General features: G+C 62.1%; 23 protein-coding genes. 9 read left to right on the top strand and 14 right to left on the bottom strand.

From position 1 onward, the window contains the following. Window positions 1-25 precede the first annotated feature (25 nt). The 3 genes from DXY03_RS04410 to DXY03_RS04420 are packed head-to-tail and all read right to left on the bottom strand — an operon-like array spanning window position 26 to window position 4,649. Window positions 26-1,843 carry an SLC13 family permease gene (locus DXY03_RS04410; RefSeq protein ID WP_115009338.1) on the bottom strand — a complete coding sequence of 606 codons (1,818 nt, stop codon included), beginning with the start codon at window positions 1,841-1,843 and terminating at the stop codon, window positions 26-28. Further along, the gene (gene hflX / locus DXY03_RS04415) at window positions 1,831-3,507 is read right to left on the bottom strand and encodes a GTPase HflX (protein ID WP_115009339.1); all 1,677 of its coding nucleotides are present in this window, start codon (window positions 3,505-3,507) and stop codon (window positions 1,831-1,833) included. Before hflX ends, DXY03_RS04410 begins: the two co-directional genes overlap by 13 nt. Next, window positions 3,504-4,649 (bottom strand): NAD(P)/FAD-dependent oxidoreductase, encoded by a 1,146-nt coding sequence (locus DXY03_RS04420; RefSeq protein ID WP_115009340.1) that lies wholly within the window; start codon window positions 4,647-4,649, stop codon window positions 3,504-3,506. Before DXY03_RS04420 ends, hflX begins: the two co-directional genes overlap by 4 nt. Window positions 4,650-4,716: 67 nt before the next feature. On the opposite strand from DXY03_RS04420, the gene DXY03_RS04425 reads away from it, so the two are divergent. Continuing rightward, complete coding sequence (locus tag DXY03_RS04425) at window positions 4,717-5,484, top strand: phosphoadenylyl-sulfate reductase (protein WP_115009341.1); 768 nt, start codon at window positions 4,717-4,719, stop codon at window positions 5,482-5,484. Then, complete coding sequence (locus DXY03_RS04430; RefSeq protein ID WP_115009342.1) at window positions 5,485-6,210, top strand: type III pantothenate kinase; 726 nt, start codon at window positions 5,485-5,487, stop codon at window positions 6,208-6,210. On the opposite strand, the gene bcp is transcribed toward DXY03_RS04430, so the two are convergent. Continuing rightward, complete coding sequence (gene bcp / locus DXY03_RS04435; RefSeq protein WP_115009343.1) at window positions 6,188-6,655, bottom strand: thioredoxin-dependent thiol peroxidase; 468 nt, start codon at window positions 6,653-6,655, stop codon at window positions 6,188-6,190. The genes DXY03_RS04430 and bcp overlap by 23 nt on opposite strands. Window positions 6,656-6,746: 91 nt before the next feature. Here bcp and DXY03_RS04440 point away from each other — a divergent pair, with 91 nt between their 5' ends. Further along, complete coding sequence (locus tag DXY03_RS04440; protein WP_115009389.1) at window positions 6,747-7,358, top strand: alpha/beta hydrolase; 612 nt, start codon at window positions 6,747-6,749, stop codon at window positions 7,356-7,358. A gap of 5 nt (window positions 7,359-7,363) precedes the next feature. Here the strand turns inward: DXY03_RS04440 and DXY03_RS04445 are convergent, their stop codons facing one another. Beyond that, window positions 7,364-9,562 (bottom strand): AAA family ATPase, encoded by a 2,199-nt coding sequence (locus tag DXY03_RS04445; protein WP_371637647.1) that lies wholly within the window; start codon window positions 9,560-9,562, stop codon window positions 7,364-7,366. Between the two features lie 160 nt (window positions 9,563-9,722). Here DXY03_RS04445 and DXY03_RS04450 point away from each other — a divergent pair, with 160 nt between their 5' ends. After that, the gene (locus DXY03_RS04450) at window positions 9,723-10,799 is read left to right on the top strand and encodes an efflux RND transporter periplasmic adaptor subunit (protein WP_115009344.1); all 1,077 of its coding nucleotides are present in this window, start codon (window positions 9,723-9,725) and stop codon (window positions 10,797-10,799) included. Window positions 10,800-10,959: 160 nt separating this feature from the next. On the opposite strand, the gene DXY03_RS04455 is transcribed toward DXY03_RS04450, so the two are convergent. The 8 genes from DXY03_RS04455 to DXY03_RS04490 form a co-directional block, all read right to left on the bottom strand. Next, a complete protein-coding gene (locus tag DXY03_RS04455; RefSeq protein ID WP_115009345.1) occupies window positions 10,960-12,618 on the bottom strand; it encodes an alpha-D-glucose phosphate-specific phosphoglucomutase in 1,659 nt (552 codons plus the stop codon). Window positions 12,619-12,813: 195 nt separating this feature from the next. Continuing rightward, a complete protein-coding gene (locus tag DXY03_RS04460; RefSeq protein WP_244272307.1) occupies window positions 12,814-13,224 on the bottom strand; it encodes a hypothetical protein in 411 nt (136 codons plus the stop codon). A gap of 139 nt (window positions 13,225-13,363) precedes the next feature. Further along, window positions 13,364-13,570 (bottom strand): hypothetical protein, encoded by a 207-nt coding sequence (locus DXY03_RS04465; RefSeq protein ID WP_006850065.1) that lies wholly within the window; start codon window positions 13,568-13,570, stop codon window positions 13,364-13,366. Next, a complete protein-coding gene (locus DXY03_RS04470; protein ID WP_115009392.1) occupies window positions 13,561-14,634 on the bottom strand; it encodes a DUF4912 domain-containing protein in 1,074 nt (357 codons plus the stop codon). Before DXY03_RS04470 ends, DXY03_RS04465 begins: the two co-directional genes overlap by 10 nt. A gap of 184 nt (window positions 14,635-14,818) precedes the next feature. Further along, window positions 14,819-15,589 carry a phycobilisome rod-core linker polypeptide gene (locus DXY03_RS04475; protein WP_371637649.1) on the bottom strand — a complete coding sequence of 257 codons (771 nt, stop codon included), beginning with the start codon at window positions 15,587-15,589 and terminating at the stop codon, window positions 14,819-14,821. Window positions 15,590-15,697: 108 nt separating this feature from the next. Continuing rightward, window positions 15,698-16,291 (bottom strand): phycobiliprotein lyase, encoded by a 594-nt coding sequence (locus DXY03_RS04480; RefSeq protein WP_115009347.1) that lies wholly within the window; start codon window positions 16,289-16,291, stop codon window positions 15,698-15,700. An 80-nt stretch (window positions 16,292-16,371) separates the two neighbouring features. Beyond that, window positions 16,372-16,710, bottom strand: coding sequence for a hypothetical protein (locus DXY03_RS04485; RefSeq protein ID WP_115009348.1), 339 nt, complete (start codon window positions 16,708-16,710; stop codon window positions 16,372-16,374). Beyond that, window positions 16,710-17,354, bottom strand: a complete 645-nt coding sequence (locus tag DXY03_RS04490) for a metalloregulator ArsR/SmtB family transcription factor (RefSeq protein WP_115009349.1) — start codon at window positions 17,352-17,354, stop codon at window positions 16,710-16,712. The genes DXY03_RS04485 and DXY03_RS04490 overlap by 1 nt, the downstream gene beginning before the upstream one ends. Before the next feature lie 158 nt (window positions 17,355-17,512). Between DXY03_RS04490 and DXY03_RS04495 the strand changes: the two genes are divergently transcribed. The 5 genes from DXY03_RS04495 to DXY03_RS04515 are packed head-to-tail and all read left to right on the top strand — an operon-like array spanning window position 17,513 to window position 22,600. Further along, a complete protein-coding gene (locus DXY03_RS04495) occupies window positions 17,513-17,869 on the top strand; it encodes a ferredoxin-thioredoxin reductase catalytic domain-containing protein (protein WP_115009350.1) in 357 nt (118 codons plus the stop codon). 5 nt (window positions 17,870-17,874) lie between these two features. After that, window positions 17,875-19,314 carry a Fe-S cluster assembly protein SufB gene (gene sufB, locus DXY03_RS04500; protein WP_115009351.1) on the top strand — a complete coding sequence of 480 codons (1,440 nt, stop codon included), beginning with the start codon at window positions 17,875-17,877 and terminating at the stop codon, window positions 19,312-19,314. Window positions 19,315-19,356: 42 nt separating this feature from the next. Next, window positions 19,357-20,145 carry a Fe-S cluster assembly ATPase SufC gene (sufC, locus tag DXY03_RS04505; RefSeq protein WP_115009352.1) on the top strand — a complete coding sequence of 263 codons (789 nt, stop codon included), beginning with the start codon at window positions 19,357-19,359 and terminating at the stop codon, window positions 20,143-20,145. Between the two features lie 2 nt (window positions 20,146-20,147). Continuing rightward, window positions 20,148-21,326 (top strand): Fe-S cluster assembly protein SufD, encoded by a 1,179-nt coding sequence (gene sufD / locus DXY03_RS04510; protein ID WP_115009353.1) that lies wholly within the window; start codon window positions 20,148-20,150, stop codon window positions 21,324-21,326. Continuing rightward, on the top strand, window positions 21,323-22,600 hold the full coding sequence (locus tag DXY03_RS04515; protein ID WP_115009354.1) for a SufS family cysteine desulfurase: 1,278 nt from the start codon (window positions 21,323-21,325) through the stop codon (window positions 22,598-22,600). Before sufD ends, DXY03_RS04515 begins: the two co-directional genes overlap by 4 nt. Window positions 22,601-22,881: 281 nt before the next feature. Here the strand turns inward: DXY03_RS04515 and DXY03_RS04525 are convergent, their stop codons facing one another. Beyond that, on the bottom strand, window positions 22,882-24,819 hold the full coding sequence (locus tag DXY03_RS04525; protein WP_115009356.1) for a prolyl oligopeptidase family serine peptidase: 1,938 nt from the start codon (window positions 24,817-24,819) through the stop codon (window positions 22,882-22,884). Window positions 24,820-24,849 lie beyond the last annotated feature (30 nt).

The following is a 24,849-nucleotide window of genomic DNA, read 5'->3' on the forward strand; positions in this document are numbered from 1 at the left end:
GCGGGCGAGATCTGACCAGTGTTGTTCAGGATCCGCCGTAATGCCAGAGAACCAAGGCCGGCACGATGATGGTCATGATCAGCGTCAGGCCAATTCCGTAGCGGGTGACGTCGAGAAACCGATAACGGCCTGGACCGAACACCATCAAATTGGTCTGGTACCCGACGGGGGTGAGAAACGACTGACTCGCACCGAACAGCACTGTGATCAGCAAGGCGATGGGAGACAGTTGCAGGGATGGGGCCAGTTGCACCGCGACAGGCGCCAGCAGGGCCACCGAGGCGGCATTGCTCATCACCTGGGTGAGCAGCGTGGTGCCGATGAAGACCACCATCAAAGCCGTATAGCTCGGCCAGCCCGCCAGCCCCTGCTGGAGCACCAAGGCAAGGGCATCGGCGAGGCCCGTGCTCTGCATGGCAACGCTGAAACTGGTGAGGGATCCCAGCAACAGGATCACGTCCAGCCGGATCGAGCGCTGCAGTTCGCCAAGGCGAAGGCAGCCGGTGGCCACCACGCTCACCATGGCCAGGAGCACCGCCGCTACCAGAGGGATGGGGGTGAGCGTCGGCAGCAGCAGCATCGCCAGGGCAATGCTGACGGCCACGGGCTTGCGTCGAACAGTAGGAAGGTCATCCTCCAGTCGGTCCAGCACCAACAGGTCGTTGCTGGCCTGCAGGCCGCGGATGGAGTCGATCGGTGCCTGCAACAGCAATACATCGCCCTCCCGCAGGATCACCTGGCCGAGGCGTTCCTGAACAGTCTCCTGGCCGCGGCGAAGCGCGAGCACCGTGGCGTTGTGGCGTTGCCGGAATCGCAATTCCCGCAGGCTGGCGCCGGCCAGGGTGGAACCAGCCGGCAGCAACACTTCCACGGTCTTCTGACCGCTTGATTCTTCGGTGTAGACGCTGAACCCGGCGTTCTGCCCCTGGGTTGTGAGCTGAACCGTGTGATCCTGCTGGAGACGCAGTAGATCGGGGCGGGTGACCCGCAGCAGCAGACGATCGCCGGCTTCAAGACGACGGTCCGCCAGGGGGGGCAGCAGTCGCTCTCCTCCGCGTTGCAGCTCCAGAACGTCCACGTCGAAACGGCGCTGCAGCCGACTGTTCAGCAGTGAGCGGCCCACCAGCTCAGAGTCGGGGGGGATGCGCACTTCTGTGCAATAGCTGCTCGTTTTGCTGGTGTTTCCCAGGTCATCCGTCGTGGCACCGCGGTCCGGCAACAGCACTCTCGGAGCCATCACCAGGTAGATGGCCCCGGCCAGCCAGACCGGCAGGCTGATCAGCGTGAAGCTGAACAGATCGAGGGAGCCGTAGCCCAGTTGCTCGCTGATGTCGCTCACCAACAGGTTCACCGAGCTGCCCAGCAAGGTGAGGGTGCCCCCAAGCACGGTGGAAAACGACAACGGCAAGAGCACCCGAGATGGCGAGATGCCGCGCCGTTGGCACCAGCCCTCCACCACGGGCAGAAGCGAGGCCACCACGGGGGTGTTGGGAACAATCCCTGACACCGGGGCGATCACGAAGGCCATCAGCGCAATCAGACGCCGCGAAGACCGGATCCGCTCCGAGGCGATCAGATCTCTGAGTCGATCCAGGGCACCGCTCTTGAACAGTGCCGCGGAGACCGGGAACAGGCCCAACAGGGTGATCAGTGCAGGACTACCGAACCCCGCCAGAGCCTCCTGGGGATTGAGCACCCCGGTAGCGATCAGCAGGCTCAAACTCAGCAAGCCGGTGAGCTCCGGTGCAATCAACCCGGTGATGAACAGCACCACTGCCAGAGCCAACACGCCCAGGGTGATCAAGGCCTGAGGGTTTTGAAGAGCGCTGCTCAGCTCGGCCATGGCGGCGAGTCGCCGGTCGTCAATTGTGGCGATTCTGCCCCGGGATCAAAAAATTGCTCACGCAGCCACTGCTTCAGTCCCTGCAGCCCATCCCCCCGCACCGCTGAGAGAAACAGGGCGTCGGGTTCCCGCTGGTGAATCATCTCGATCTCCGTCGCCTCACAGCGGTCGATCTGATTGGCGATCACCCTGCGCAGGGCGGTGCTGCCAAGGTCATCGAGCAGCCGATGCACCGTGTCCAGGTGGCCCTGCCAGTCGGGGTCAGCAAGGTCGACCACCAGCAGGAGCACATCGGCATCCAGCGCCTCCTCCAGCGTGGCGCGGAAGGCCTCTACTAATGGGGCGGGGAGATCGCGGATGAAGCCCACCGTGTCGGTGAGCAGTAACCGTTCGGGGCGTGCCCCAGGGCAGGGAAGGTCGAGTTTGCGGGTGGTGGGATCCAGGGTGGCGAACAACTTGTTCTCCGCCAGCACGCGATCACTGGCTCGTTTGCCGCATAAGGCATTGAGCAGGCTGGACTTTCCTGCGTTGGTGTAGCCCACAAGCGCCACCCGCGGCAGGCCACGCCGCTGATCCCGCAAGCGGCTGCGGTGGGATTGAAGTTGGCGTTGATCTCGAAGCAGTCGTTCGATGCGTCGGCTGATGGCCCGACGGTCCTTTTCCAGCTGTGTTTCCCCCGGGCCGCGCGTGCCGATGCCGCCGCCCTGTCGCGACAGGCTGCTGCCCCGTCCCAGCAGGCGCGGCAGCCGATAGCGCAGCTGAGCCAGTTCCACCTGAAGTCGTCCAGCAGCACTGCCGGCCCGCTGGGCAAAGATGTCGAGGATCAGCTCACTGCGGTCGGAGACCGGGCAGCTGAGCAGCCGTTCCAGATTGCGGGCCTGCACGGGGGTGAGCTCCCTGTCGGTGATGACAAGGGAGGCCTGGCAGCGGCGGATCTCAAGGGCGGCTTGCTGAAGTTTTCCGGAGCCCCAGAGCGTCTGGGGATTGGTTTGGCCCCGGCGCTGGCTGGTCCGGGCCACTGGCTCGGCACCGGCACTGCGCACCAAGCCTTCCAGCTCAGCCAGATCCCGCTGGTCGCGCTGTTCATCGCCACTGGTGAGCGTGAGCAGAAGCACTCGCTCGTTTCCGGCCGCGGCGTTGATGCTTTGCTGATGGGGTTCGTCCGGTGTGAGGACGCAAAGATCCCTCAGGTCGCCTTGTTCAAACGGTCTCCAGCTATCGGCTTGAGACGGGTCTGGAATCAAGAGTTCGGCCGGGCGAGCTCCATCGGCCCCTGGGCATGGTGCAAAGCGCAGCCAGTGCCGAGGGGCGATGTCGAGGGCGACCACGGCGTCGCGGGGATCTGAGTGCAGCCCGTTGCGGGCAAAAGGGCAGCTGATCAGTCGCCATCCCCCGCTGCTCCGTCGCGGCGTCGCCGGTAGGTGCTGCAACAGCGAATCGCTGCCGGTGAGAGGCCCCAGCCAGAGCAGGCGGCAGAGGCCACGGCCGTCCAGCACCAGATGCAATGCCATCTCCAGATCCAGCACCAGGTCGGCCAAGCGTTCGAGGCTCAGCAGATCGGCGCCGCAGTCTTCAGGATGACGGCGATGGCTCAACCGCTCCAGCTGGCGTTGCTGGCTGGGGCGCAGACCACGGCAACGCCCGCCGAGGTGGGATTGCTTCAACGGTTCAACAACCAGGCGCCTGCCGAGCGCAGACCCAGTGAGAGCCCTGGCAGCCGCGTGAGATAGGTAGCCCGTCGTAACTGGAAGGCCAGGGGGCCGGCCAGGGTGAGCCCCATGCCGGTGAGGGTGGCCTCACCGACACCGAGGCTGAGCATTTCGCCGCGGTCCTCGAACTGGAAGGGTTGTGGCTCCTCCTCCATCCGCAGCTGCTCGATGGCTGCGGCCGTGGCATCGCCCTGTTGCATCGCCACCTGGGCGCTGGCGGGCCATGGGCTGCCAGGCCGGGCTGAGAGATCCCCGAGGGCGAATGTGTTGGCGCTGCCGATAAGGCGCAGGTCATCGTCGACGGCCAGGCGCCCCCGTTCCAGCACAGGTGCAGGTGAGATGGCGGGGATGGAGGGGCTGCTTCCTGCGGTCCAGATCAGGCCTGAGTGACGCATAACAGCACCATCGGCAAGAACAGCAGTACTGGATTTAACTTCGCTCACGCTGGTGTTGAGCTGGACCACCACCCCTTTGCGTTCCAGCGCGGCCTGGGCCCGCTCGCGATTGAACGCTGTGCTGCCGGGAAGGATTTCATCGCCCATCTCCACCAGCCGAACGCTGACAGCACCATCGATCAGGTCCGCCAGCTTGCAGGCCAGTTCCACGCCGGTGGGTCCCGCGCCGACAATGATCAGTCCGGCCTCTTCATCCCGTTGCTGGTGCAGGTTGTTGAGCCATTGCTTGAGGCGGCTTACATCGCTGAGGTCACGGAAGCCGGAACTGTGTTCTTTGACGCCTGTAATGCCGAAATCATTGGCTTTCGATCCCGTCGCCAGCACCAGTTGTGACCACCTCAAGCGGTCTCCGGAGGCCAGTTCGATGCTTTGGCTGGTTTGATCGATGCCAACAACGCTGTCTTGAACCCAGCAGATGCCGTTGTTCAGCAGTTGGTCGTAGCGGGGGGCCACCTCCCAGCCTTGAAGTTCATCGCTAAGCAGTTCGTACAGCAGCGGTTGAAACAGGAAGCGATCCCGCGGCTCGATCAGAACGATGGGGCAGTTGGGCTGCCGTCGCTGAAGAGCAAGTGCTGTGAACAAACCGCCGAATCCACCGCCAACGATCACCACGGCATCCGACGTGGACGAGGGTGAACGCATGAAGGGATCTGCCGGTTCTCAAACGATAGGAACCACACCTGGTCCCGCGACAAGGGAAGATGGCGTGATGACGGAGGCTCCTGAGGCCATGGTGCCCATGGCGGTGCAAAACGAGTTGCTCGAAGGGCGCAAGCTGCTGGAGTCGATGGAGCCGCAGCAGCGTCTGGCCTGGGGGTTGGAGCAGTTCGGTGAGACTTTTGCTCTCACCACGAGTTTTGGGATCCAATCGGCTGTGCTGCTGCACATGCTGAGCACCCTCCCCGGGGGCGATGCTGTGCCGGTGATCTGGATCGATACCGGTTATCTGCCTTCAGAGACCTACACCTATGCATCTCAACTCACCCAGCAGCTCAGGATTCGTCTGGTGGTGAGTCAGAGCGAGATGTCCCCGGCTCGGATGGAGGCCCTGCACGGGCGGCTTTGGGAGTCCGGTCGCGTGGAAGACCTGGAGACCTATCACCGGATCCGCAAGGTTGAACCTCTGGAGCGAGCGCTCAACGACCTGAACACACGCTGCTGGGCCAGTGGCGTGCGGCGTGGCCAGACCGATCACCGCCGCTCAATGACCGCTTTGGATCCGATTCGGGAGCGTTGGTCATTGCGCCCACTGCTCGAGTGGACCAAGCGCGATGTGTACTACTACATGCAGGACAACGGTCTTCCCCAGCACCCATTGTTTGAACAGGGTTATTCCACGGTCGGCGACTGGCATTCCAGTGGTCCTGATGTTGGCGATCTGAGTGGCCGTGACACCCGCTTCGGTGGATTGAAGCAGGAGTGTGGAATTCATCTGCCCCAGGAGGTGAATGAAGGGCTGATGGGTGAAGGCATCTGAGTGACGGGGTCTGTACGGGACGTTGGCCGCGCCCTGCTGATTGGTAACAGCCGTTGGCATTGGGCCCAACGGCAAGGCAACACTGTCCGCATTGACCACGGTCCTCCTGAGCCTGGTCGCATCGGTACCAACCCTCCGGTTTGGGCCGCGGTGGGACCTGTGCCTGAGCCGCTCATGGCCCACCAGGATCTGCGCATTTGTTTGGAGGATGTGCCCTTGCCCAAGGCTCCTCCTTGGTTGGGGGTGGATCGCGCTCTCGGGGCTTGGATGGCCTGGCGTTGCAGTCAGGAGCAACAGCTCGACTGTTCCAGGGGGTTGCTTCTTGTGGATGCCGGCACCGTGTTGAGCCTCACCCGGGTGACGGCCGACGGTTGTTTTGGAGGCGGACAGCTGATCCCGGGCTATCGGCTCCAGCTCCAGGCCATGGCCGATGGAACCCTCGGCTTGCCATCAACCCCTGAGGATCTCGACAACGACGCTCTGCAAGAGGTCTTCCCACAGCAAACCGTGGCCGCCATGCAGCGCGGTGTTCTGGAGGCGATGTTGGCCTCCATTGCAGCGGCTCAGCAGCATGCCCAAGGCTTGCTGTGGATCTGCGGTGGGGACGCTGCCCTGTTGAACCGTCATTGGTCCGGTGCAACGGAGTTGTTGCAGCTGGAGGGTGATCTTCAGTTGCAAGCACTGCTGAGCCTGGGGTCTGGGCTCAGCTCAGCCCGAGATCGCTGATCAGCGTGTCGGCCATGGTGGCCGCTTTCACCTTGAGATAAATCCGCTCGAGTTTTCCTTCTTCATCGATCAGGAAGGTGTGGCGCATCATGCCCATGTATTCGCGCCCCATGAACTTCTTCAGCCCATAGCTCTCATAGAGGCTGGCCACGGCACAGGGCTCCTCATCGGTGAGCAGGGTGAAGGGAAGGTCGTGCTTGTTGATGAATTTGTTGTGGGAGGTGGCTCCGTCCTTGCTGACACCCAGAACGGTGATGTTGTTGGCTTTCAGTTGCTCCCAGCGATCGCGGAAGTTGCAGGCTTCTTTGGTGCAGCCCGGGGTGTCGTCCTTGGGATAGAAGTACAGAACAACCTTCTTTCCGCGCAGTGAAGCGAGGCTTATGGGATCACCGTTTTGATCGGGAAGGGTGAAGTCGGGGGCGGCGTCGCCGATTTGCAGACTCACGGAAAGGGTTTGGTCAGAGGCGGCAGCGTACGGCCCTCAGGACAGGACTGTCCGTGCGGCCTACGTTGGAATCAACCTGCAGCTTTGGGCCATGGCGTCGCGGATCAGGCTCGAGCACATCGCAGGTTCCCTGGCATCTCTTGTTTTTTGTACGTACCTCGCGGTCCTTCCTGGGCCGTTTTCAAAAGCAGGTTCTCAGCAACCGGTGCGCTGGAACACGGGTGGCTCAGTTAGCACCACCACTTACAGCGAGCTCGAATCCTTTCTTGATGACGGCAAGGTCAAAGACCGTGCTCTTCAGGACGCCATTCGGATGTCTGGCTGGACCGCTGAGGAGCTCCGTTTTGGTTTGAACAAGAGCTATGCAGTTGACCTCGCCGGTGTATCCCGGTTTCTTTATTCCCAAGCTGGTAAAGCCTTCCTGGATGATCAAACAAGGTCTTATGTCCCTTATTGGCGCCAAAAGGCGACGGCGGTAACGGCTCTACGGGCCGCCATTATCGCGGATGCCAAGGATGGGCTCATTAGCTCAATCGGCATCATTAAACAGCTCCCCGTCGCCTTCCGTTTATCAGATAACGGACCGAATTATGGTAGGCAAAGGGTTTGTGCTCCAGACAAGGTGAGCGGAGCCCAGTCCACTTCGCTGCTGTCCTGGTACGTCTTTCTGCCTGCTTGCATCAAAGCCAATTCAGAGCTCTGATCTCTTTATTTGAGCCCAGGTTTCGGCGTTTTTTTTGATGGCATGCTGCACTTGCCTTGAATCAATTGATGGCGCATCGGCAGTCGCAGGCCGACCTCGCCCAGGTCGTTCAACGATTGGCGCAACTGCGTCATCACCTCCTTGCTGATCTCCCCCATGGCCTGCCGGTAGGGCGACCCATCGATTAGCCATCGCTCAGCCAGTTCGGTGCCCCCTGGAAGCATGAGATGTTCCAGCCACTCCTCACAACGGAGCTGCCAGCCAGCCTTCGCCAACAACTTTTCCGGACGCTGCTGCAGCTCAAGCCACTGCTGTTCTTGAGCCGCTAGATCGCTCAACAGCTCTGTTGGCTCGCCGTCTTGCAGCAATGCACCGGCGGGCCCCAGTTCGGCGCGGCTGATCAGCAGCCGTAAACCTGTTGTCGGCTCGGCATGTTGGTTGATTGTCTTCAGCAGCGCCGTCCAGTTCTGCCCTTGCAGGTCGGCAGCGGCGAGCCGACCCCCGATCCAATCGAAGGCTTGGCTTTCGGGCAGAGCGTCGAGGTTGCCTGTTAACAGCTCTGGTCGATGCTCCGGCTCGAGCAAATCCATCTGCGCTTCCAGCCGGCTGCGGTCGGCATCGTTCTCGCAAAGCACGGTCACTCCTCCTTCCGGGGTGGCCCTCAATGGATCGAGGGCCCAAATCAGCGAGCGCACCCCCAGCAGCAGCACTCGATCTCGACGGGTCCAGGGGATATCCCGCCAGAGCCGCTCTCGCAGGCGCTGCAGTCGCTCCCCCTCCTGTCCTAGTTGGCGCTGGACCCAGCGGTCCACGCCAGGACGGTCGGGCCCGCTGCTCAAAAGCAAAGGCTGGTCGGCTGCCAGTTCCGCGGCCGCGGCGAGTTGGGCTGCCCGGCGTTCCGCCATCCGCTCGCGTCGTTCCCCCTCCCAACCGAGTTGTCCGGGCTGCCAGAACACCTCGCCTTGCAGGGGTGTGGGGAGGTATTGCTGCTCCACCCAGTGTTCTGCGTAGGCATGGGGGTAGCGGTAGCCCACGCCATCGCCGAAGGCGGCTCCATCCCGGTTGGCATCGCGCAAATGCCCGGGCACGTCCTGCTTTTGCGCATCGCGCACGGTTTTCAGGGCATCAAAGAAGCCCAGAACGCTGTTGCTCTTTTCGGTGCCGGCCAGGTACAACGCGGCCTGGGCCAAGGGATACAAGCCCTCTGGTAGCCCTACCCGTTCGAAGGCTGCGGCACAGGCTTCCACCACAACCATGGCCTGAGGGTCGGCCAGGCCGATGTCTTCCCCCGCCGCAATCAGCATCCTCCGGAAGATGAAACGTGGGTTCTCACCGGCCTCCACCATGCGGGCCAGCCAGAACATCGCCGCATCGGCATCCGAGCCCCGTAGCGATTTGATGAAGGCGCTGATGGTGTCGTAGTGGGCATCACCGTGCTTGTCGTAAAGCACCGCCCGCTGCTGGATGGATTCCTCGGCGATGGCCAGAGTGATTTGGATCACGCCGTGGCCATCGGGTTCGGAGCTCTCCACCGCTAGTTCAAGGGCATTGAGCAGGCTGCGGGCGTCTCCGCCCGCTACATCAACGAGGTGGTTGACGGCATCGCTGCTGATGGCGATGGCGCGGTCGCCGTACCCCCGCTCATTGTCTGCAAGGGCGCGTCGCAGCAGCCGCTGTAAATCCTCTGGTTCTAGAGGCAGTAAACGAAACAGCCGCGAGCGGCTGACCAGTGCCTTGTTGACTTCGAAATAGGGGTTTTCTGTGGTGGCCCCGATCAAGGTGACGGTGCCGTTTTCCACCCATGGCAGCAGCGCATCCTGCTGGGCACTGTTGAAGCGGTGCACTTCGTCGATGAACAGGATCGTGCGAAGGCCATGCCGTTCAAGGCGTTGGCGTGCAGCATCAACCTCGATTCGTAAGTCTTTGACGCCGGCCAGCACGGCGTTGAGGCTGCTGAAGTGGGCACGGGTGTGGTTGGCAATGATCCGCGCCAGGGTTGTTTTGCCGACCCCGGGCGGGCCATGCAGGATCAGGTTGCCGACCCGATCGGCCTTGATGGCACGGCGCAGGAGCCGTCCGTCAGCCAGGATTCCGCTCTGACCTTCAAATTCCTCCAGCGTGCGCGGACGCATGCGATCGGCCAGGGGGGCCAGCATCCTTCGTTGCTGCTCACCGTGAAAAGCGAAGAGGTCCTGAGCCAACAAACCATCGGCGATGCCCCAGTGTCCCTGAAGTTTTCAATCAGTGCTTGAGCTGGTCCAAATCGGACGCTTTTTGAGTCTGTCTGTTTCCAGGCTTGCAAATCTTCGCGGCCCGGTTCTTACCTTATGACCACCTCATAATCCATTTCAAAGCCTTTTTGCCGTGCCTCATCTGCAGCGCCTCCTGCTTACCGTCGCGGCTCTGATCACGGTTAGTTCCTGCAGGAGCGAAGCACCGAAGCTGCCGCCGCCGCCGAAGGTTCAGGCTGCTGCTGCTCGGCTGGTGGAATTCACCGAGGGGATCGACACCGTCAGCACGCTCGAGGCCAGCAATCTTGTGGAGTTGGCCGCTCAATCGGGTGGACGAATTGAGCAGCTGAAGATTCGCCAAGGTGATGAGGTGGAGGCCGGTCAGCTTCTGCTGGTCCTTGATCAAGACGAGGAAAAGGCCAACGCCGACACGGCTAAAGCCAATTACGAGCGTTACGCCTACCTGGCTGAAGTGGGAGCAACGTCGCAGAAGGAGTTGGATCGCTACCGGACTCAGTACATCGAAGCGAAGGCCAAGCTCAGTTACAGCAATCTCACTTCACCCTCCGCCGGCACGGTCGCTGACGTGAAGGTGAAAGTGGGTGATGTGATCCAGCAGGACCAGGTCTTCACCAGCCTGGTCCAGAACAATGAGCTGGAAGCAAGGGTGGAAGTGCCAGCGATCTTCTCGGCCCAGCTGCAGGAGGGCCAGCCCGTTGTTCTGATGGCCCCTGGCAGCGAAGAAATACTGGCCACAGGTGCAGTGGAATCAATTGATCCACGCATCAACCCCAACACCCAAGGACTGTTGGTGACGGCGGTGTTCCCCAATAGCGACGGAACACTGCGGGATGGTTTGCGACTGCATACGCGTGTGCAGATCAAAGCTGAGGAACAGTTGGCTGTTCCCTTTGCCGCTGTTACCCAGACCTCGGGTCAGAGCTTTGTCTTCCGGCTCGGAAGTTTCGATGAGCTAAAGGAGAATCCTGGTAAGGCGGATTTAAAAAGGCTGGAGCTGGGAATTAAGGCCGGCAAGCTTCCCGCGAACTCGCAGTTCGCCTTGCAGACACCAGTCACGGTGGGCGAACTGGAGAACAACCTGTATCCCATTACCAAGGGCCTGAAACTGAATCAGAGGGTGGCCACCACCAACCTGCTGAACCTCAGACACGGGATGCCTGTTCAGGTGCAACCCGCCAAGGCGAACTGAGGTTGAACGATGTCTGCTTCCAATAACTTCATCACCAAACCGGTTCTCAGCACGGTTTGCAGTCTTTCGATCACGGTCGTGGTCGCTGGGTGTTTATCCGCAGCAATCAAAAAGCCACCCAGAGGGGTGGCTTTGGCATGTCAGACGTGATGGTCCGGGTTCAGGTGATCACGGTGGGTTGATCCATGCCCGTGCGTTGCTTGATCTCCGCCAGGTCATTGATAGCGCTGATCATCTCGGCCAGGGCGACCTGGGGATCCTGGTCGAGGTCGCCGCTGCTGGGCACATAGCTCTCCAGGTAGACGCGAAGCGTTGCTCCCTTTGTGCCGGTGCCGGAGAGGCGAAGCACAACACGGCTGCCGTCGTCCAACAGGATCCGCAGACCTTGGCCTGACGTCACGGAACCATCGACGGGGTCGGTGTAGCTGAAGTTGTCTGCGGTGCTGATGGTGCGTCCGGCAAAAGCCTGGCCCACCAGGCTAGGCAGCATGGATTCGAGGCGGTCGTAGAGGCCATGGGCGGCGTCGCTGGCGACGGCCTCATAGTCGTGACGCGAGTAGTAATGGCGTCCGAAGCGCTTCCAGTGTTCGGCCATGATCTCGGCGACGCTGCAGCGACGCACGGCCAGGATCTGCAGCCAGAACAGCACGGCCCAGAGGCCATCTTTTTCGCGCACGTGGTTGCTACCGGTGCCGAAGCTCTCTTCACCGCAGAGGGTGATCTTGCCGGCGTCCAGCAGGTTGCCGAAGAACTTCCAGCCTGTGGGCGTTTCGAAGCAGTCAATCCCCAGCTCCTTGGCCACCACATCCACTGCAGCGCTGGTGGGCATTGAACGCGCCACCCCGGCCAGGCCTTCGGCGTAGGCCGGAGCCACCGTGGCGTTCGCAGTGAGCACGGCGAGGCTGTCGCTGGGATTCACAAAGCAGCGCTGGCCCAGAATCATGTTGCGATCGCCATCGCCGTCGCAGGCGGCGCCGAAGAGGTACTCATTTCCCTCGAGCAGCAGTTCAGCCAGGTCGTGGGCGTAGGTGAGGTTGGGGTCGGGGTGACCGTTGCCGAAGTCTTCCAGGGGTGTGCCGTTGCGCACGCTTCCCGCCGGTGCACCCAGTAGCCCTTCGAACAACCGGGCGGCGTAGGGCCCGGTGACGGCATGCATGGCGTCAAAGGCCAGGGGGAAGTCGCTGCGAATCAGATCGCGGATCTGATCGAAGTTGAATAGCTCCTGCATCAGGGCAACGAAATCGTCGATGCCGTCGATCACCTCCACCTGCATCGCGCCGATGTTGTGAAGTCCAGGCGCATCCAGAGGGATTTCTGCAGCCTCAACAATCGTGTATTGCTCCAGGGTTTTGGTGCACTCGAACACCGCATCGGTGAAGGAGGCGGGGGTGGGGCCACCGTTGGCGCCGTTGACCTTGACGCCGAAGTCACCGTTCTCACCACCTGGGTTGTGGCTGGCGGACAGGATGATGCCGCCAATGGCCTGACGCTGCCGGATCAGATTGGAGGCGGCGGGTGTGGAGAGGATGCCGCCGGTGGTGACGATCACCTTGCTGAGGCCGTGGGCGGCGCCCATCCGCAGGATCACGTCGATGGCACGGCGGTTGCCGTAACGGCCGTCGCCCCCCACCACAAGGGTGCCGCCCTGTACGCCTGGCAGCGTGCGAAGCGACGCTTCGATGAAACTTTCGAGGTAGTGGGGCTCCTCAAACTGGCGACTGCTCTTGCGCAGGCCGGAGGTCCCTGGCTTTTGGTCGGTGAAAGGGGTGGCCAGGCGCACCTGGCGTTGGGTCGGTTCCGCAGGGGCCGAGATGGTCATCACAACGGATGAGGGCTATATGCGGAACCTAAACATGGAAATCCATTTGTAATGCGTCGGTCGCGACCAGTTGATTTCGTTACCCCTGTGGCCCGCACCAAACCTGAGGACCATGCAACGCAGAGCTTGAAGCGAGCCATTCGCTTGGCGGTGCCTTTTTGGGAGACATTGACTGCCACAAGTTTTGGATCATTCTCAAGCCTGACGCGATTTGAGTTTCTCGTTTTTGGTCACCGGCTCTGCGCAGAACCTTGGGATACGACGGGCTGTGTTCGTAATGGTGTCTTTGCGCCTGAAGTCGTTGTTGTTGGCGACCTTGGCTTCGTCCATCAACATCCACAACACGTCTTTGCAGCGCTCGGGCAACCTGGAGTGATCCATCAAAGGATCAGCGAGTTGCCTTACTCGCTTGCAGGCCTTTGTTGAGTTGATTCGGGAACATGCGTAGGCGGCCTGTTCGATGTCTCGCAGTTGCTCTTTGCTGGGCCAAGCCACATAGGGCTCAGCAGCCATAGACGGGGCAGTCATGGATAACACCATGAAGATGCGAATGAGTGCAGGGAAGTTCATGGCGCTCATTATCTTTCGTTTGATCTGGTTTTTCATTTATTAGATACTCCGACCTCTCTGGACTTTTTGACGATCGAATTTCATTGGACATTTGCTGGGACTCCCAGCCCAGTGCTCTCCCAGAGCCGCTCCGTGTTCAGATGAAGAACTTGGCGTAATCAGAGTTCCCCGATTTTCAGTGGGGCATCTCCGATGTCTTCAGCATCGCTACAAACCAAAGTCCACTCAGAACAAGGGCGACGCCCACACCGGCTCCAATGCCCACCCGGGCCATCACCAAAGGCACCACCAATGGAAAGACCATCGCCCCCGCGAGGGGGGTGATGGCCACGAACCAGCGCAGGGATGCTGGTGCTTTGGAATCGGAAGGGTTCAGAACCACTCGGCGCGGGCTTCGCTGGCAGGGTTGCTGTTGTCTTCAGGGGTCTCACGCTTGAAGTTGAGCGTGATGTTGCGCTTCTGCTCTCCATCGGAGGCCGTGGCTTCGATGGCATACATCTGCTCGCCATCCCGGAACGGCACCTGAATTCGGAAGGTGCCGTCGGTGGAGAGAGGCACTTCTTCGCCACCGATGGTGAGGCGAGCGGAAGGGTCGGTGGCGCCGTAGACGATCAGTTCGGCGTCAGCCACCAGCCAGAAGGAGCGTTGGCGGGGAGCCACGCCACCAAGGCCAGACTCGTTGCGGCCGCTGGCCCAGAGGCCAGCCCCCGAGTCATTCAAGCCACTGGTGTCGCCGGAAACGTCAAAGCCTTCCTGGAATTCTTCCGAGCCAACCCGACGGCGGCGGAACTGAACCGTGGCGCTTTGGTAGAGCCGCTCGTGCAGGCCACTGTTGCTCGACTCGATCGGCGCGACGGGAGCTGGAGCGGATTCAGCCGGCGCTGCCTCAAGGCTGAAGGGGACGAACTGATCAAGGATCTGCTCGCTTGGGTGAAGAGCGGGTACGCGTGCCACGGAAGAGAAGGCCAGAGACATCCAGCTGGCGCCGATGCGATAGCCCAACTCAACTCGGTAATCCCTGTCACAGAGGGGTACGGGCAGATACCACTCGGTGCTGTGACTGTCGACGGGGACTTCCTGGAGGGTGTGGGGATGGGCATTGCCGTCTTGCATGCCGGTTACGTCAGCCAGGCGCAGGCAAAGTCGGCTGGCGCCGTCCTTCTGGGCCACCTTGCGATCGGCGTCGGAAATTTCCCAGAACACGTAGGCCCACTGGGGGTCGCGAGGCAGGAACACCACGCGGGTGTCGCTGCTGCCCATGGCCGGCGCGTTGAGTTCTGCCTCGATGGCCTTCAGATCTCCACCACGCTTTTGCTGACGCTGGGCAACTTCGTCGACCAGGGTCTCCTTGCTTTTGCGGCTATAGAGCGGCACCCCTAGGTCGCTGGCGATTTGACGCAGTTGACGAAGGGTGAGACGTGCCAGAGATGAAAGGGTTTGGGACACGTCCAAAAACTCCAGGTTTCGTTTGGGATCATTGTGATCTGAAAAATTCCTTTTCGAAGCGTTAAGTGGCCAAGGGTCAGTGGATGCTGACCACTGGGTGAACGTCGATCCCGGGGATCACAGTCAGAGACACAAAAAAAGCGGAGCCGAAGCCCCGCTTTCTTGAACATGATCGAGGCCGGGATCAGCGGCCGATGCTGCGGTAGGGAACCTTCGACATGTAGTCCATGTCGGCGCCACCGCTGGGGGCAACTCCACGGGGTCCGCCCATTTCTGCCACCCAGGCCATGTAGTCCTGAGGTGAACCACCCTTGCGGATCTTGGCGCGGGCAGGAACTTTCTTGGCGGGGCCGCCGGTGAAGACGATCTGGGGGAAGCCCAGGATTCCCCGGTAGTACTCGTCGTAGCGGGGGGTTGTGATGTTGAACGGCGTATCGCCCAGCTCCCGGCCAGGAAGCACGCGGTTGCGTTGGTAAGGAACCGTGTCGTAGCCGAAGGCGTCGAGGTACTCGGAGCTGTCGAGCAACACATCGACAAGGCCTTCAAGGCCTTTGGTTGCAATCACGATCGACCAGGAGAGCTCTTCGCCTTTGCCGTTCACCTTGCGGCCAAGAATCCGTTCGCAGAGATGACGAACAACCTTGTAGTTGCTGTTGAAGCCGTAGAAGGTGCGCTTGAAGGTGTCAGATAGCACCAGGCCGCGAATGAAGTCGCGAACCGTGATCTGGCCATCCTTCAGCTGGGACTCAAGGTTGACGTCCCGGTCTGTTTTGAAGGCGTGGAAGAAAATCTGCCGGTAGGCGGCTTCCACAACGGTGTCGAGGTTGTCCCGGTCGTCTGCAATTTCCAGGGAGTAAGCCCGTGATCCCTCGTCGGAGCCGACACGGAGGTTCGGAACACCCGCTCTCAAGGAGTTCTGGGTGATCGGTGCGTACTCCAGAAGAGGAATGGCCACGCGAGCTACAGCATCCACTGCTGGCGATCGTAGAAGTGCTGGGTCTTGCCCCCTTCAGCTGCTGTTGCAGCGATTACATGCCGTAATACTTTCTCTAAGTACTTCTGCTTACCAGCCGAAGGGGGCGAGGGCGGCCCCGCTCGTAGCTATGGCTGGGCTGGGCTGATCAACATCGTCCAGCTGCCGGGTCTCGATGCAGAAGGAGGCGTTGTTGGAGAGCCCTTGCACCGTGCTGGTGCGCAGCCGCACGTTCTCGCTGGCGAACCAGAAGCGCTCCAGGGAACTCATCATTTCGTAGTCGGTGGTGAGGATCAGGCCGTTTTCTTCGTCCATGCGGAACTGTCCCGCCACCGGCGCTTTCTCGGCGTAACCGCGATCCCGCAGCAGCAGTCCCCGTCGCCCCGTTTCGTCTTCGGGGATCAGTCCGAACATGGTCTGGTCTTCGTGGGATTCACCGGCCCGATCCCAGGCCATCGATCCGCTCCAGCGCACCCAGCAGCCCCCCACGATCTGCTCAACGCTGGCGTTGTTGCGTTCGGCGATCTCCGCAAGGCGTTCGTCGCCCTTCAGCAGTTCCTCCACAACGATGAAGGAGGCGCCGGCTTCGGCGCGGCGATGCAGCAGGTGGTGCTGGCTGCGCTGTGAGGTCCAGCGGCCACAGCTCAGACGAAAGAAGCTGAGGGCGTCCGAGATCTCAAGCATCGCCGGCGTTGAGGAAGTGAAGTGATGATGGCAGCCCGACCAGGTCAGTCACGACAGCCAGGCCACCCCCGACGGCCATGTCAGCCACGGCAGCGGGCTTCGGCGGCGCTGATCAGATCGTCGAGGGTCAGCGCCAATGGAGGCTTGCCCAGCTCAAGCGCCAGTTGATCCAGCTGATCGGCGGCAGCATTGAGCTGCAGCAGCAAGGTGTGGAGGAATGCCGGGTCCTCGGCGACCACGGGTTGCTTCTGGCACCAGCGGCGCCGTTGGTTTTCGTCGGGGATTGCACCAGTGCTACTCGGAGCGGCCATGGATTGAAAGCTGTCCAGGCAGTGGCTCAGCAGCCGCAGGTGATGGCGATCGAGCTGGGGCAGCAGGGTGGAGTCGATGCGTTCAATCGCGGCTCGGTCGATGGCCATCAGCCCTGCGCCAACGGAGTGATGCGGAAGCCGCAGGCGTGGCCGCCCTCGAGCCGCCAATGCACCCGTTCCACCCGGCAGTCCGGCACGGTGCGCCGAATCAGCAGCAATTCCTGGTCGCAGACCGCGGGAAATTCTTCAGCAATGCGCTGCACCGAACAGTGGGCCTCCTCGAGCCGCCAACTCACGCCGTCGTCGTCCCGGCTGCAGACGGTCACATAGCCCTCGTCGCGCCGCAGCCGTGCCAGGTGTTCGAGGCGAGCTTCCAAGGAGGCTTCGCCAAGGCTTTGCCGGTACTTGCTGGCCTTCGACTCCGCCTGCTGATTGAGCAGCTGGCGGACGGTCGCTTCGGGGAGATGGCTGCGCATCGAATCCAGCAGGCCAAGGGCGAAGCGGCCGCTGCCATCGGGGAACTGGGCCCGTCCTTCGTCGGTGAGGCACCAGCGGTTGCTGGGTCGACCTGGGCCGCTGGCATTGCTGCTAGCGCAGACCAAGCCGCTGTCGGCGAGGGAGCGCAGATGTCGCCGCATGGCCTGAACCGAAATGCCCACGGCATCGGCAAGGGCGCCAGCGTCTTCCTCCCCGCGCTCCAAAAGCAGGGAGAGCACGGCGTCGCGGGTGCTGGCGGGGGCCGAGGCGCTCATGAGGAGGCGAAACCTCCCCACACGATGCCATCGAATTGCCACGTCATGTTGGCCGTGTTGAGGGTCACAATGGGGAGCCCGCTGACCGGAGGCCTGTTGGCCTAGGCTTCCAGTAAGGAAACCGCGGGGTTTCGTAATTCGCCGCTCCCTCCACTTCCATGTCCGACGCCCCTCAAGAGCCGACTGCAGAAAGCCTGGAGGTCATCCGCAAGTTCGCTGAAACCTACGCCCAGCGCACCGGCACGTATTTCTGTGCCGACCCCAGCGTCACCGCCGTTGTTCTGAAGGGTCTGGCGCGTCACAAGGATGATCTGGGGGGAGCGCTGTGTCCTTGCCGCCATTACGAGGACAAAGAGGCCGAGGTCTCGCAGGCCTTCTGGAACTGCCCCTGCGTTCCGATGCGCGAGCGCAAGGAATGCCACTGCATGCTCTTCCTCACCGAGGACAACCCCTTCGCTTGCCCTGAGAAGACGCAGACCATCGCCACCGAAACGATCAACGCCACCGCCGGCTGAGCTGAATGACCAGTACCTCCACACGGGATCTCGTCAGCCAGCCGTACAAGTACGGCTTCGTCACCGAGATTGAGACCGACAAGATCGCCAAGGGTCTCAGTGAAGAGGTCGTTCGCCTGATCTCGGCCAAGAAAGAAGAGCCGGATTTCCTGCTGCAGTTCCGGCTCAAGGCGTTTCGCCACTGGCTCACCCTCGAAGAGCCCGACTGGGCTGCTCTGGGTTATCCCGAGATCGATTACCAGGACATCGTTTATTACGCGGCTCCCAAGCAGCAGGAGAAGAAGGCCAGCCTCGATGAGGTGGATCCGAAGCTGCTGGAAACCTTCGACAAGCTCGGTATCCCGCTGAGCGAGCAGAAGCGCCTCAGCAACGTGGCGGTGGACGCTGTTTTCGACAGCGTTTCGATTGCCACCACTTACAAGGAGAAGCTGGCCGAACATGGGGTGCTGTTCTGCTCCTTCAGTGAGGCGGTCAAGGATCACCCCGAGCTGATCGAGCGTTACCTCGGCACGGTTGTCTCCAGCAACGACAACTATTTCGCCGCCCTGAACTCAGCTGTGTTCAGCGACGGATCCTTCGTCTTCATTCCGAAGGGCGTTGAGTGCCCGATGGAGCTCTCCACCTACTTCCGAATCAATTCCGGCGACACCGGACAGTTCGAGCGCACCTTGATCGTGGCCGAAGAGGGTGCTTCGGTGAGTTATCTCGAGGGATGTACGGCACCGATGTTCGACACCAATCAGCTGCATGCGGCGGTGGTGGAACTGGTGGCCCTCGACGACGCCTCAATCAAATATTCCACGGTTCAGAACTGGTATGCCGGTGATGAAAACGGCGTCGGCGGGATCTATAACTTCGTGACCAAACGAGGCCAGTGCCGCGGTAATCGCAGCCGCATCAGCTGGACCCAGGTGGAGACCGGTTCAGCCATCACCTGGAAGTACCCCAGTTGCGTGCTGCAGGGTGCTGATTCGGTGGGTGAGTTCTATTCCGTGGCCCTCACCAACAACTGCCAGCAGGCCGACACCGGCACGAAGATGGTCCATGTCGGACCGCGCACACGCTCCACGATTGTGAGCAAGGGCATCAGTGCAGGACGCTCCAGCAACAGCTACCGCGGTCTTGTGCAGATGGGGCCCAATGCCAAGGGCGCCCGCAACTACAGCCAGTGCGATTCGATGCTGATCGGCGATCAAGCCGCCGCGAACACCTATCCCTACATCCGTTCTCAGCAGCCGCAGGCGGCCATCGAGCACGAGGCCAGCACCTGTCGCATCTCCGAAGATCAGCTCTTCTACCTGCAGAGCCGTGGCATCGGGTTTGAAGAGGCCGTCTCGATGATGGTCAGCGGCTTCTGCCGCGACGTCTTCAATCAGCTGCCGATGGAGTTTGCCGCTGAGGCCGACAAATTGCTGGCCCTCAAACTTGAGGGGTCCGTGGGCTGATCCCCTCCCCCACCTTGTCTCTGTTTTTTAACGACGCCTTCCGTGATTCGCCCTGACGCTGAGCTGCTGCTCGACATTCAAGACCTGCATGCCTCCGTCGAGGACAAGCCCATCCTCAAGGGTGTCAATCTGCAGGTGAAGGCTGGTGAAGTCCATGCCGTGATGGGTCGCAACGGCAGTGGCAAGAGCACGCTCTCCAAGGTGTTGGCCGGGCATCCGGCCTACCGGGTCACGGGCGGCAGCGTTCGTTATCGCGGCCAGGATCTGTTTGAGCTGGAGCCTGAAGAGCGTGCCCGTCTGGGGGTGTTCCTCGGATTTCAGTACCCCGTTGAAATCCCTGGTGTCAGCAACCTGGAATTCCTGCGGGTATCCACCAATGCCCGGCGGGAAAAACAGGGGGAAGAGGAGCTCGACACCTTTGCCTTCGAGGATCACGTGCACGACAAGCTCAAGGTGGTGCAGATGGACCCTGCCTTCCTTGAGCGCAGCGTGAATGAAGGCTTCTCCGGGGGCGAGAAAAAGCGCAACGAGATTCTCCAGATGGCGCTGCTTGAGCCCGTGGTAGCGATCCTGGACGAAACCGATTCCGGCCTTGATATCGATGCCCTGCGCATCGTGGCCGGTGGTGTGAACCAGCTGGCGACGGAAGACAACGCCACGCTGCTGATCACCCACTACCAACGTCTTCTCGACGAGATCACCCCGGACTATGTGCATGTGATGGCGGCAGGCCGGATCCTGCGCACCGGTGGACGGGAGCTGGCCCTTGAGCTGGAGCGGACGGGATACGACTGGGTGGATCAGGAGCTGGCCGCTCAAGGAGCCGCTTGACCATGGCGAGCAGTGTGCTGGCGCCAGTGCAGGAGCGCGGTCGAGCCGCGCTTGAACAGCTTGGTCTGCCCAATCGCCGCCAGGAGCCCTGGCGCCTCACCGACCTCAAACGGCTTGCGGCGGTCTCCGAATTGCCGGCCAGTGCCTCGCCACTGTCCACATCTTTGCCGGCCAGCCTGGACGGGGTGACCCGTCTGGTGCTCAATGGTTTTGATGATCCCCTGGCCGGCCAGGTGCTTCCGGAAGGAATCACGGCGCTGAATGCCGAAGAGCTGGAGCAAGCCCTTGGCCACACCCTTGATCGCTGCGGTTGTGCCCAGGTCTGGCCCGTGGAGTTCAACCATGCCAAAGCCCAACAGATCCTGGCCCTCAGGGTGCGGGGACGGGTTGGCCCCTTGGAGCTGGTGTTGGCGGCGGGTGCGGGGTTGAACGCCACGCGGGTGCTGCTGCTGTTGGAGGAAAAAGCTGAGCTTGAGTTGATGCAGGTGCTGCTGGCTGAGGGGGCGTCGGCCCACAGCCATGTGCTGGAAGTGCATCTGGGGCAGGAGGCCCAACTGCGCCATGGCGTGCTGGCGACGGCGGATGGCGCGTCATCGCTGATGGCCCATTTGGCTGTGGAGCAGGAGCCCCGCAGCTCCTATGCCCTCACTTCTGTGGTTCAGGGCTGGAATCTGGGACGGGTGGAGCCCCGGGTGGTGCAGGTGGATGGCCAGGCAGAGACCGTGCTTAAAGGTCTGGCCGTCACCGGCGCCGAGCAGCAGCTGGCTACCCACACCGCGGTGTGCTTCGACGGGCCGGAGGGGGAGCTGGATCAGTTGCAGAAATGCCTGGCAGGCGGCCAGTCTCACGCAATTTTTAACGGCGCCATCAGTGTTCCCCGCGATGCTCAGCGCACCAACGCCGCCCAATTGAGCCGCAACCTGCTGCTGTCTGACCGGGCCCGGGTGGACACCAAGCCCGAGCTGGAGATCGTGGCGGACGATGTGCGCTGCGCTCACGGCGCCACCGTGTCGCAGCTTCAGGACGATGAGCTGTTCTACCTCCAGAGCCGGGGCATCGCTGCGGCGGATGCAACGGCGCTGCTGCTGCGCGGGGCTTGCCAGGAGGTGATCGCCCAGCTACCTGCTGCCGCGCAGGCGTGGCGCCCCCTGGAGCGCGTGATGGAGAGCCTCGCCCCATGACGATCGCCGAAGCACGATCCAGTGCTGATTTCGTGGATTTATCGTCTCGATATCGTGCTGATTTCCCGATTCTCGAGCAGCTGGCTCCGGATGGCCGCCCGCTGATCTATCTCGATCACGCTGCCACCAGTCAGAAGCCCCGTCAGGTGCTCGAAGCGCTGCAGCAGTACTACAGCTGCGACAACGCCAACGTGCATCGCGGTGCGCACCAGCTCAGTGCCCGTGCCACCGATGCCTTTGAGGCGGCCCGCAGCACGACGGCGGCCTTCGTGGGTGCGGCCAGTTCTCGCGAGATTGTCTTCACCCGCAATGCCAGCGAAGCCATCAATCTGGTGGCGCGCACCTGGGGGGACGCCAGCCTCAAGGAGGGGGACGAAATTCTCCTCACGGTGATGGAGCACCACAGCAACCTGGTGCCCTGGCAGCTGTTGGCGCAGCGCACCGGCTGCGTGCTTCGCCATGTGGGCATCACCGAATCCGGTGAGCTGGATCTGGAGGATTTCAGGGCCCAGCTCAACGAGCGCACCCGACTGGTGAGCCTGGTGCACATCAGCAATTCCCTCGGTTGCTGCAATCCCTTGGATCAGGTGATCCCCGCAGCCCATGCCGTTGGCGCCTGTGTGCTCGTGGATGCCTGCCAGAGCCTGGCCCACAAGCCGATTGATGTGGCGGCCATAGACGCCGACTTTCTTGTTGGCTCCTCCCACAAGCTCTGTGGCCCCACCGGCATGGGTTTCCTCTGGGCGCGGGAGTCGCTTCTGGAGGCGATGCCTCCCTTTTTGGGCGGCGGGGAGATGATTCAGGACGTTTTCCTGGACCACAGCACCTGGGCGGTGTTGCCCCACAAGTTCGAAGCGGGCACCCCTGCCATTGGCGAGGCGGTGGGCATGGGTGCCGCGATTCGCTACCTGCAGGCGGTGAGTCTGGAGGCGATTCAGGCCTGGGAGGCTCAGCTCACCCGGCATCTGTTCACCCGGTTGCAGGCCATTGATGGTGTGAGGGTCCTGGGGCCGACGCCGGATCAGCAGCCCGAGCGAGGTGCCCTCGCCACATTCCTTGTGGATGGAGTGCATGCCAACGACATTGCCGCTCTGATCGATGCGTCCGGGATCTGCATCCGCAGTGGTCACCACTGCTGTCAGCCCTTGCACCGCATGTATGACGTGACGGCTTCAGCGCGGGCCAGTCTGAGCTTCACCACCACTTTTGAAGAGATCGACCGCTTTAGCGAAGAGCTCGCTTCCACGGTCGCTTTTCTGCGCGAGCACAGCTGAGCTGGCTCAGGCCGCCAGCTGATCGTTGCTTGCTGCGGCCTTGCGTTGACGCAGTGGAACAACCTTGTTGGAGTCGATGGCGTACTTCACCCAGCGGTAGGAGCGTGCGCCGGGACGGGGAGCCGCGTTGATCGGTTCAGGGCTGGCATAGCTGTTGCCGCGATAACGCAGGATCCGCGTCGGTGCTGTAGAGACAGCCGTCAGCTTTTCAGGCTTACCGCTTTTTCATGGGTTCCGTGGAGCACAGGTTGATGGTTCCTGCTGGTTGCTCGCTCAACCGATCACATCTGCTGAACGGGGTTGTGTGCTTTGTAACCGTCTGTTAGCCCCAATTCCCGCCTGAAAAAGGCCTCGGTTTGCTCGAGCACCTCGATCTGGGTGGCTTGGTTGCGGAATCCGTGGCCTTCCTCCTCGAACAGCCGCACCTCCACCGGGATGCCGTTGTTGCGCAGGGCCTCTGCCATGCGTTCGGTCTGTTCCGGCGGCACCACTTTGTCTTGCAAACCCTGGAAGAACAGCACCGGACAGCGGATTTGGTCGGCATGCAGCAGTGGCGACCGTTGCTCATACAAAGCCCGCGCTGCGGGCCATTCCCCCACCAGGCCATCGACATAACGCGCTTCAAATCTGTGGGTGTCTTCGGCCATGGCTGTGAGATCACACACCGCATAGCGGCAGGCGCCGGCCCTGAACACTTCGGTGAAGCACAGCGCCGCCAGGGTGGTGAAGCCGCCGGCACTGCCACCTTCGATGGCGATCTGGCCGGGATCGGCGCGACCGGTCTCGATCAGGGCCTGTGCTGCGGCGGCGCAGTCGGCCACATCCACCAGGCCCCAGCCCCCGTTGAGGCGCTCCCGGTAGTCCCGGCCAAACCCCGTTGAGCCGCCGTAATTCACATCCACCACGCCCCAACCCCGGGAGGTCCAGTACTGAATCGCCAGGCTGAGGCCGCGGCGAGCCATGGCTGTTGGCCCGCTGTGGCTTTTCACCAGCAGTGGCGCAGGCCCTGGTGGTTTGCCGCTCGGGGGGTAGTACCAGGCATGGGTGCGTTCACCCTGGTGCCCGTTGAACCACAACGGTTCGGCCACGCTGATCGCCTCAACCGACAACGGTGACGTGATGGCGGGGCTGTGGCTCCAGATCGGGGTGGCCGGCCGCAAATCGATTTCCAGCAGCCCGGCCACGCTGGTGCTGTTGCTGGCCACGGCCACGGCGCGGCCGTTGCATGCGCTCAATCCCGCAAGGTCATCAAACGGTTGCGGCAACGGCTGCACCGTTCCATCCAGGCTGAGCCGTTGCAACGACCAGGCCCCGCGGCTGCAGACGGCGGCGATCAGCTGCTCGCCATCCCAGGCCGTGGTGCTCATCCCATAGATCCACTGGGGCATGGCCGTTTCGGCAGCCATCGGCCAGGGCCTCCTCCAGGCGGCGTCGGCACTGGGCTGGAGCATCAGGTTCCACCAACCGGAGCTGTCCTCCGCCACAAGCAACTGCCCGTCGGGCAGCCATTGGGGTTGAAACACCGAGATGCCATCGCCTCCGGCCAGCTGACGGGTCTCGACCAGCCCGCCCGTGTCGTTGAACTCCGCGCACCAGAGACGGCTGCTGTCCCAGGGCATGGCAGGTTGCTGCCACTCCACCCAGGCGAAACGCTGGCCATCGGGGCTTAGGCAGCCATAGCCGGCAAAGTCCGTCGGCTGGTGCAGCAGCAGCGGGGTCTGATCCGTAGCGTTCAGCGCCAGGCTCACCAGCTCGTCACGGCCCTCGATTTCACGGATGCCGATCCAGCGCTGCCTGGGCAGATCGAGCACGCCATCCGCCAGCTCCCAGTCCCCTTCCCGGCTGAGCCGTTGGGGTGCAGCCAGGGGGGTGAGTTGCTGGGGGCCTGTCTGCGGCAGGCGCCAGTCCTGACGCCAGAGGCAGCCGCACTCGATCCAGGCCAGGATCAGCCTGTCCTGCTCCATCGAGGTGGCGAGTACGCCGCCGCCGTAGTCATGCACGCGGCTGCGCAGATTGCTGGGGGCCGGCGTCAGCTCCTGTGGTTCTGCTTCGGAATCACCAAAACGCCGGATCAACGCAGTGGTGCGGCCGCGCTCCTGGGGCCGCTGTTCCAGCCAGATCAGCCACAGCGTTGCATCGGGGCCACTGACCAGGGCCGGTTCCTTGAGACCCGGCAAACGGCCGACGGCATGTTGCGCGGATAACGGAGCGGCTCCCATAACGTCTGATTAAGGCCGCTTAGCATGCTG

This window comes from Synechococcus sp. N5 (assembly GCF_900473925.1).
Classification (GTDB): Bacteria; Cyanobacteriota; Cyanobacteriia; order PCC-6307; family Cyanobiaceae; genus Parasynechococcus.

Excerpts from the sequence above, each read along its gene's own strand:
- DXY03_RS04515 (WP_115009354.1), top strand. The coding sequence starts at position 21,323 with ATGACGATCGCCGAAGCACGATCCAGTGCTGATTTCGTGGATTTATCG.
- DXY03_RS04460 (WP_244272307.1), bottom strand. The coding sequence starts at position 13,224 with ATGAAAAACCAGATCAAACGAAAGATAATGAGCGCCATGAACTTCCCT.
- DXY03_RS04410 (WP_115009338.1), bottom strand. The coding sequence starts at position 1,843 with ATGGCCGAGCTGAGCAGCGCTCTTCAAAACCCTCAGGCCTTGATCACC.
- DXY03_RS04420 (WP_115009340.1), bottom strand. The coding sequence starts at position 4,649 with ATGCGTTCACCCTCGTCCACGTCGGATGCCGTGGTGATCGTTGGCGGT.
- DXY03_RS04455 (WP_115009345.1), bottom strand. The coding sequence starts at position 12,618 with ATGACCATCTCGGCCCCTGCGGAACCGACCCAACGCCAGGTGCGCCTG.
- DXY03_RS04485 (WP_115009348.1), bottom strand. The coding sequence starts at position 16,710 with ATGGCCATCGACCGAGCCGCGATTGAACGCATCGACTCCACCCTGCTG.
- DXY03_RS04425 (WP_115009341.1), top strand. The coding sequence starts at position 4,717 with ATGACGGAGGCTCCTGAGGCCATGGTGCCCATGGCGGTGCAAAACGAG.
- DXY03_RS04490 (WP_115009349.1), bottom strand. The coding sequence starts at position 17,354 with ATGAGCGCCTCGGCCCCCGCCAGCACCCGCGACGCCGTGCTCTCCCTG.
- DXY03_RS04525 (WP_115009356.1), bottom strand. The coding sequence starts at position 24,819 with ATGGGAGCCGCTCCGTTATCCGCGCAACATGCCGTCGGCCGTTTGCCG.
- DXY03_RS04480 (WP_115009347.1), bottom strand. The coding sequence starts at position 16,291 with ATGCTTGAGATCTCGGACGCCCTCAGCTTCTTTCGTCTGAGCTGTGGC.
- DXY03_RS04495 (WP_115009350.1), top strand. The coding sequence starts at position 17,513 with ATGTCCGACGCCCCTCAAGAGCCGACTGCAGAAAGCCTGGAGGTCATC.
- sufD (WP_115009353.1), top strand. The coding sequence starts at position 20,148 with ATGGCGAGCAGTGTGCTGGCGCCAGTGCAGGAGCGCGGTCGAGCCGCG.
- DXY03_RS04440 (WP_115009389.1), top strand. The coding sequence starts at position 6,747 with ATGGCGTCGCGGATCAGGCTCGAGCACATCGCAGGTTCCCTGGCATCT.
- sufB (WP_115009351.1), top strand. The coding sequence starts at position 17,875 with ATGACCAGTACCTCCACACGGGATCTCGTCAGCCAGCCGTACAAGTAC.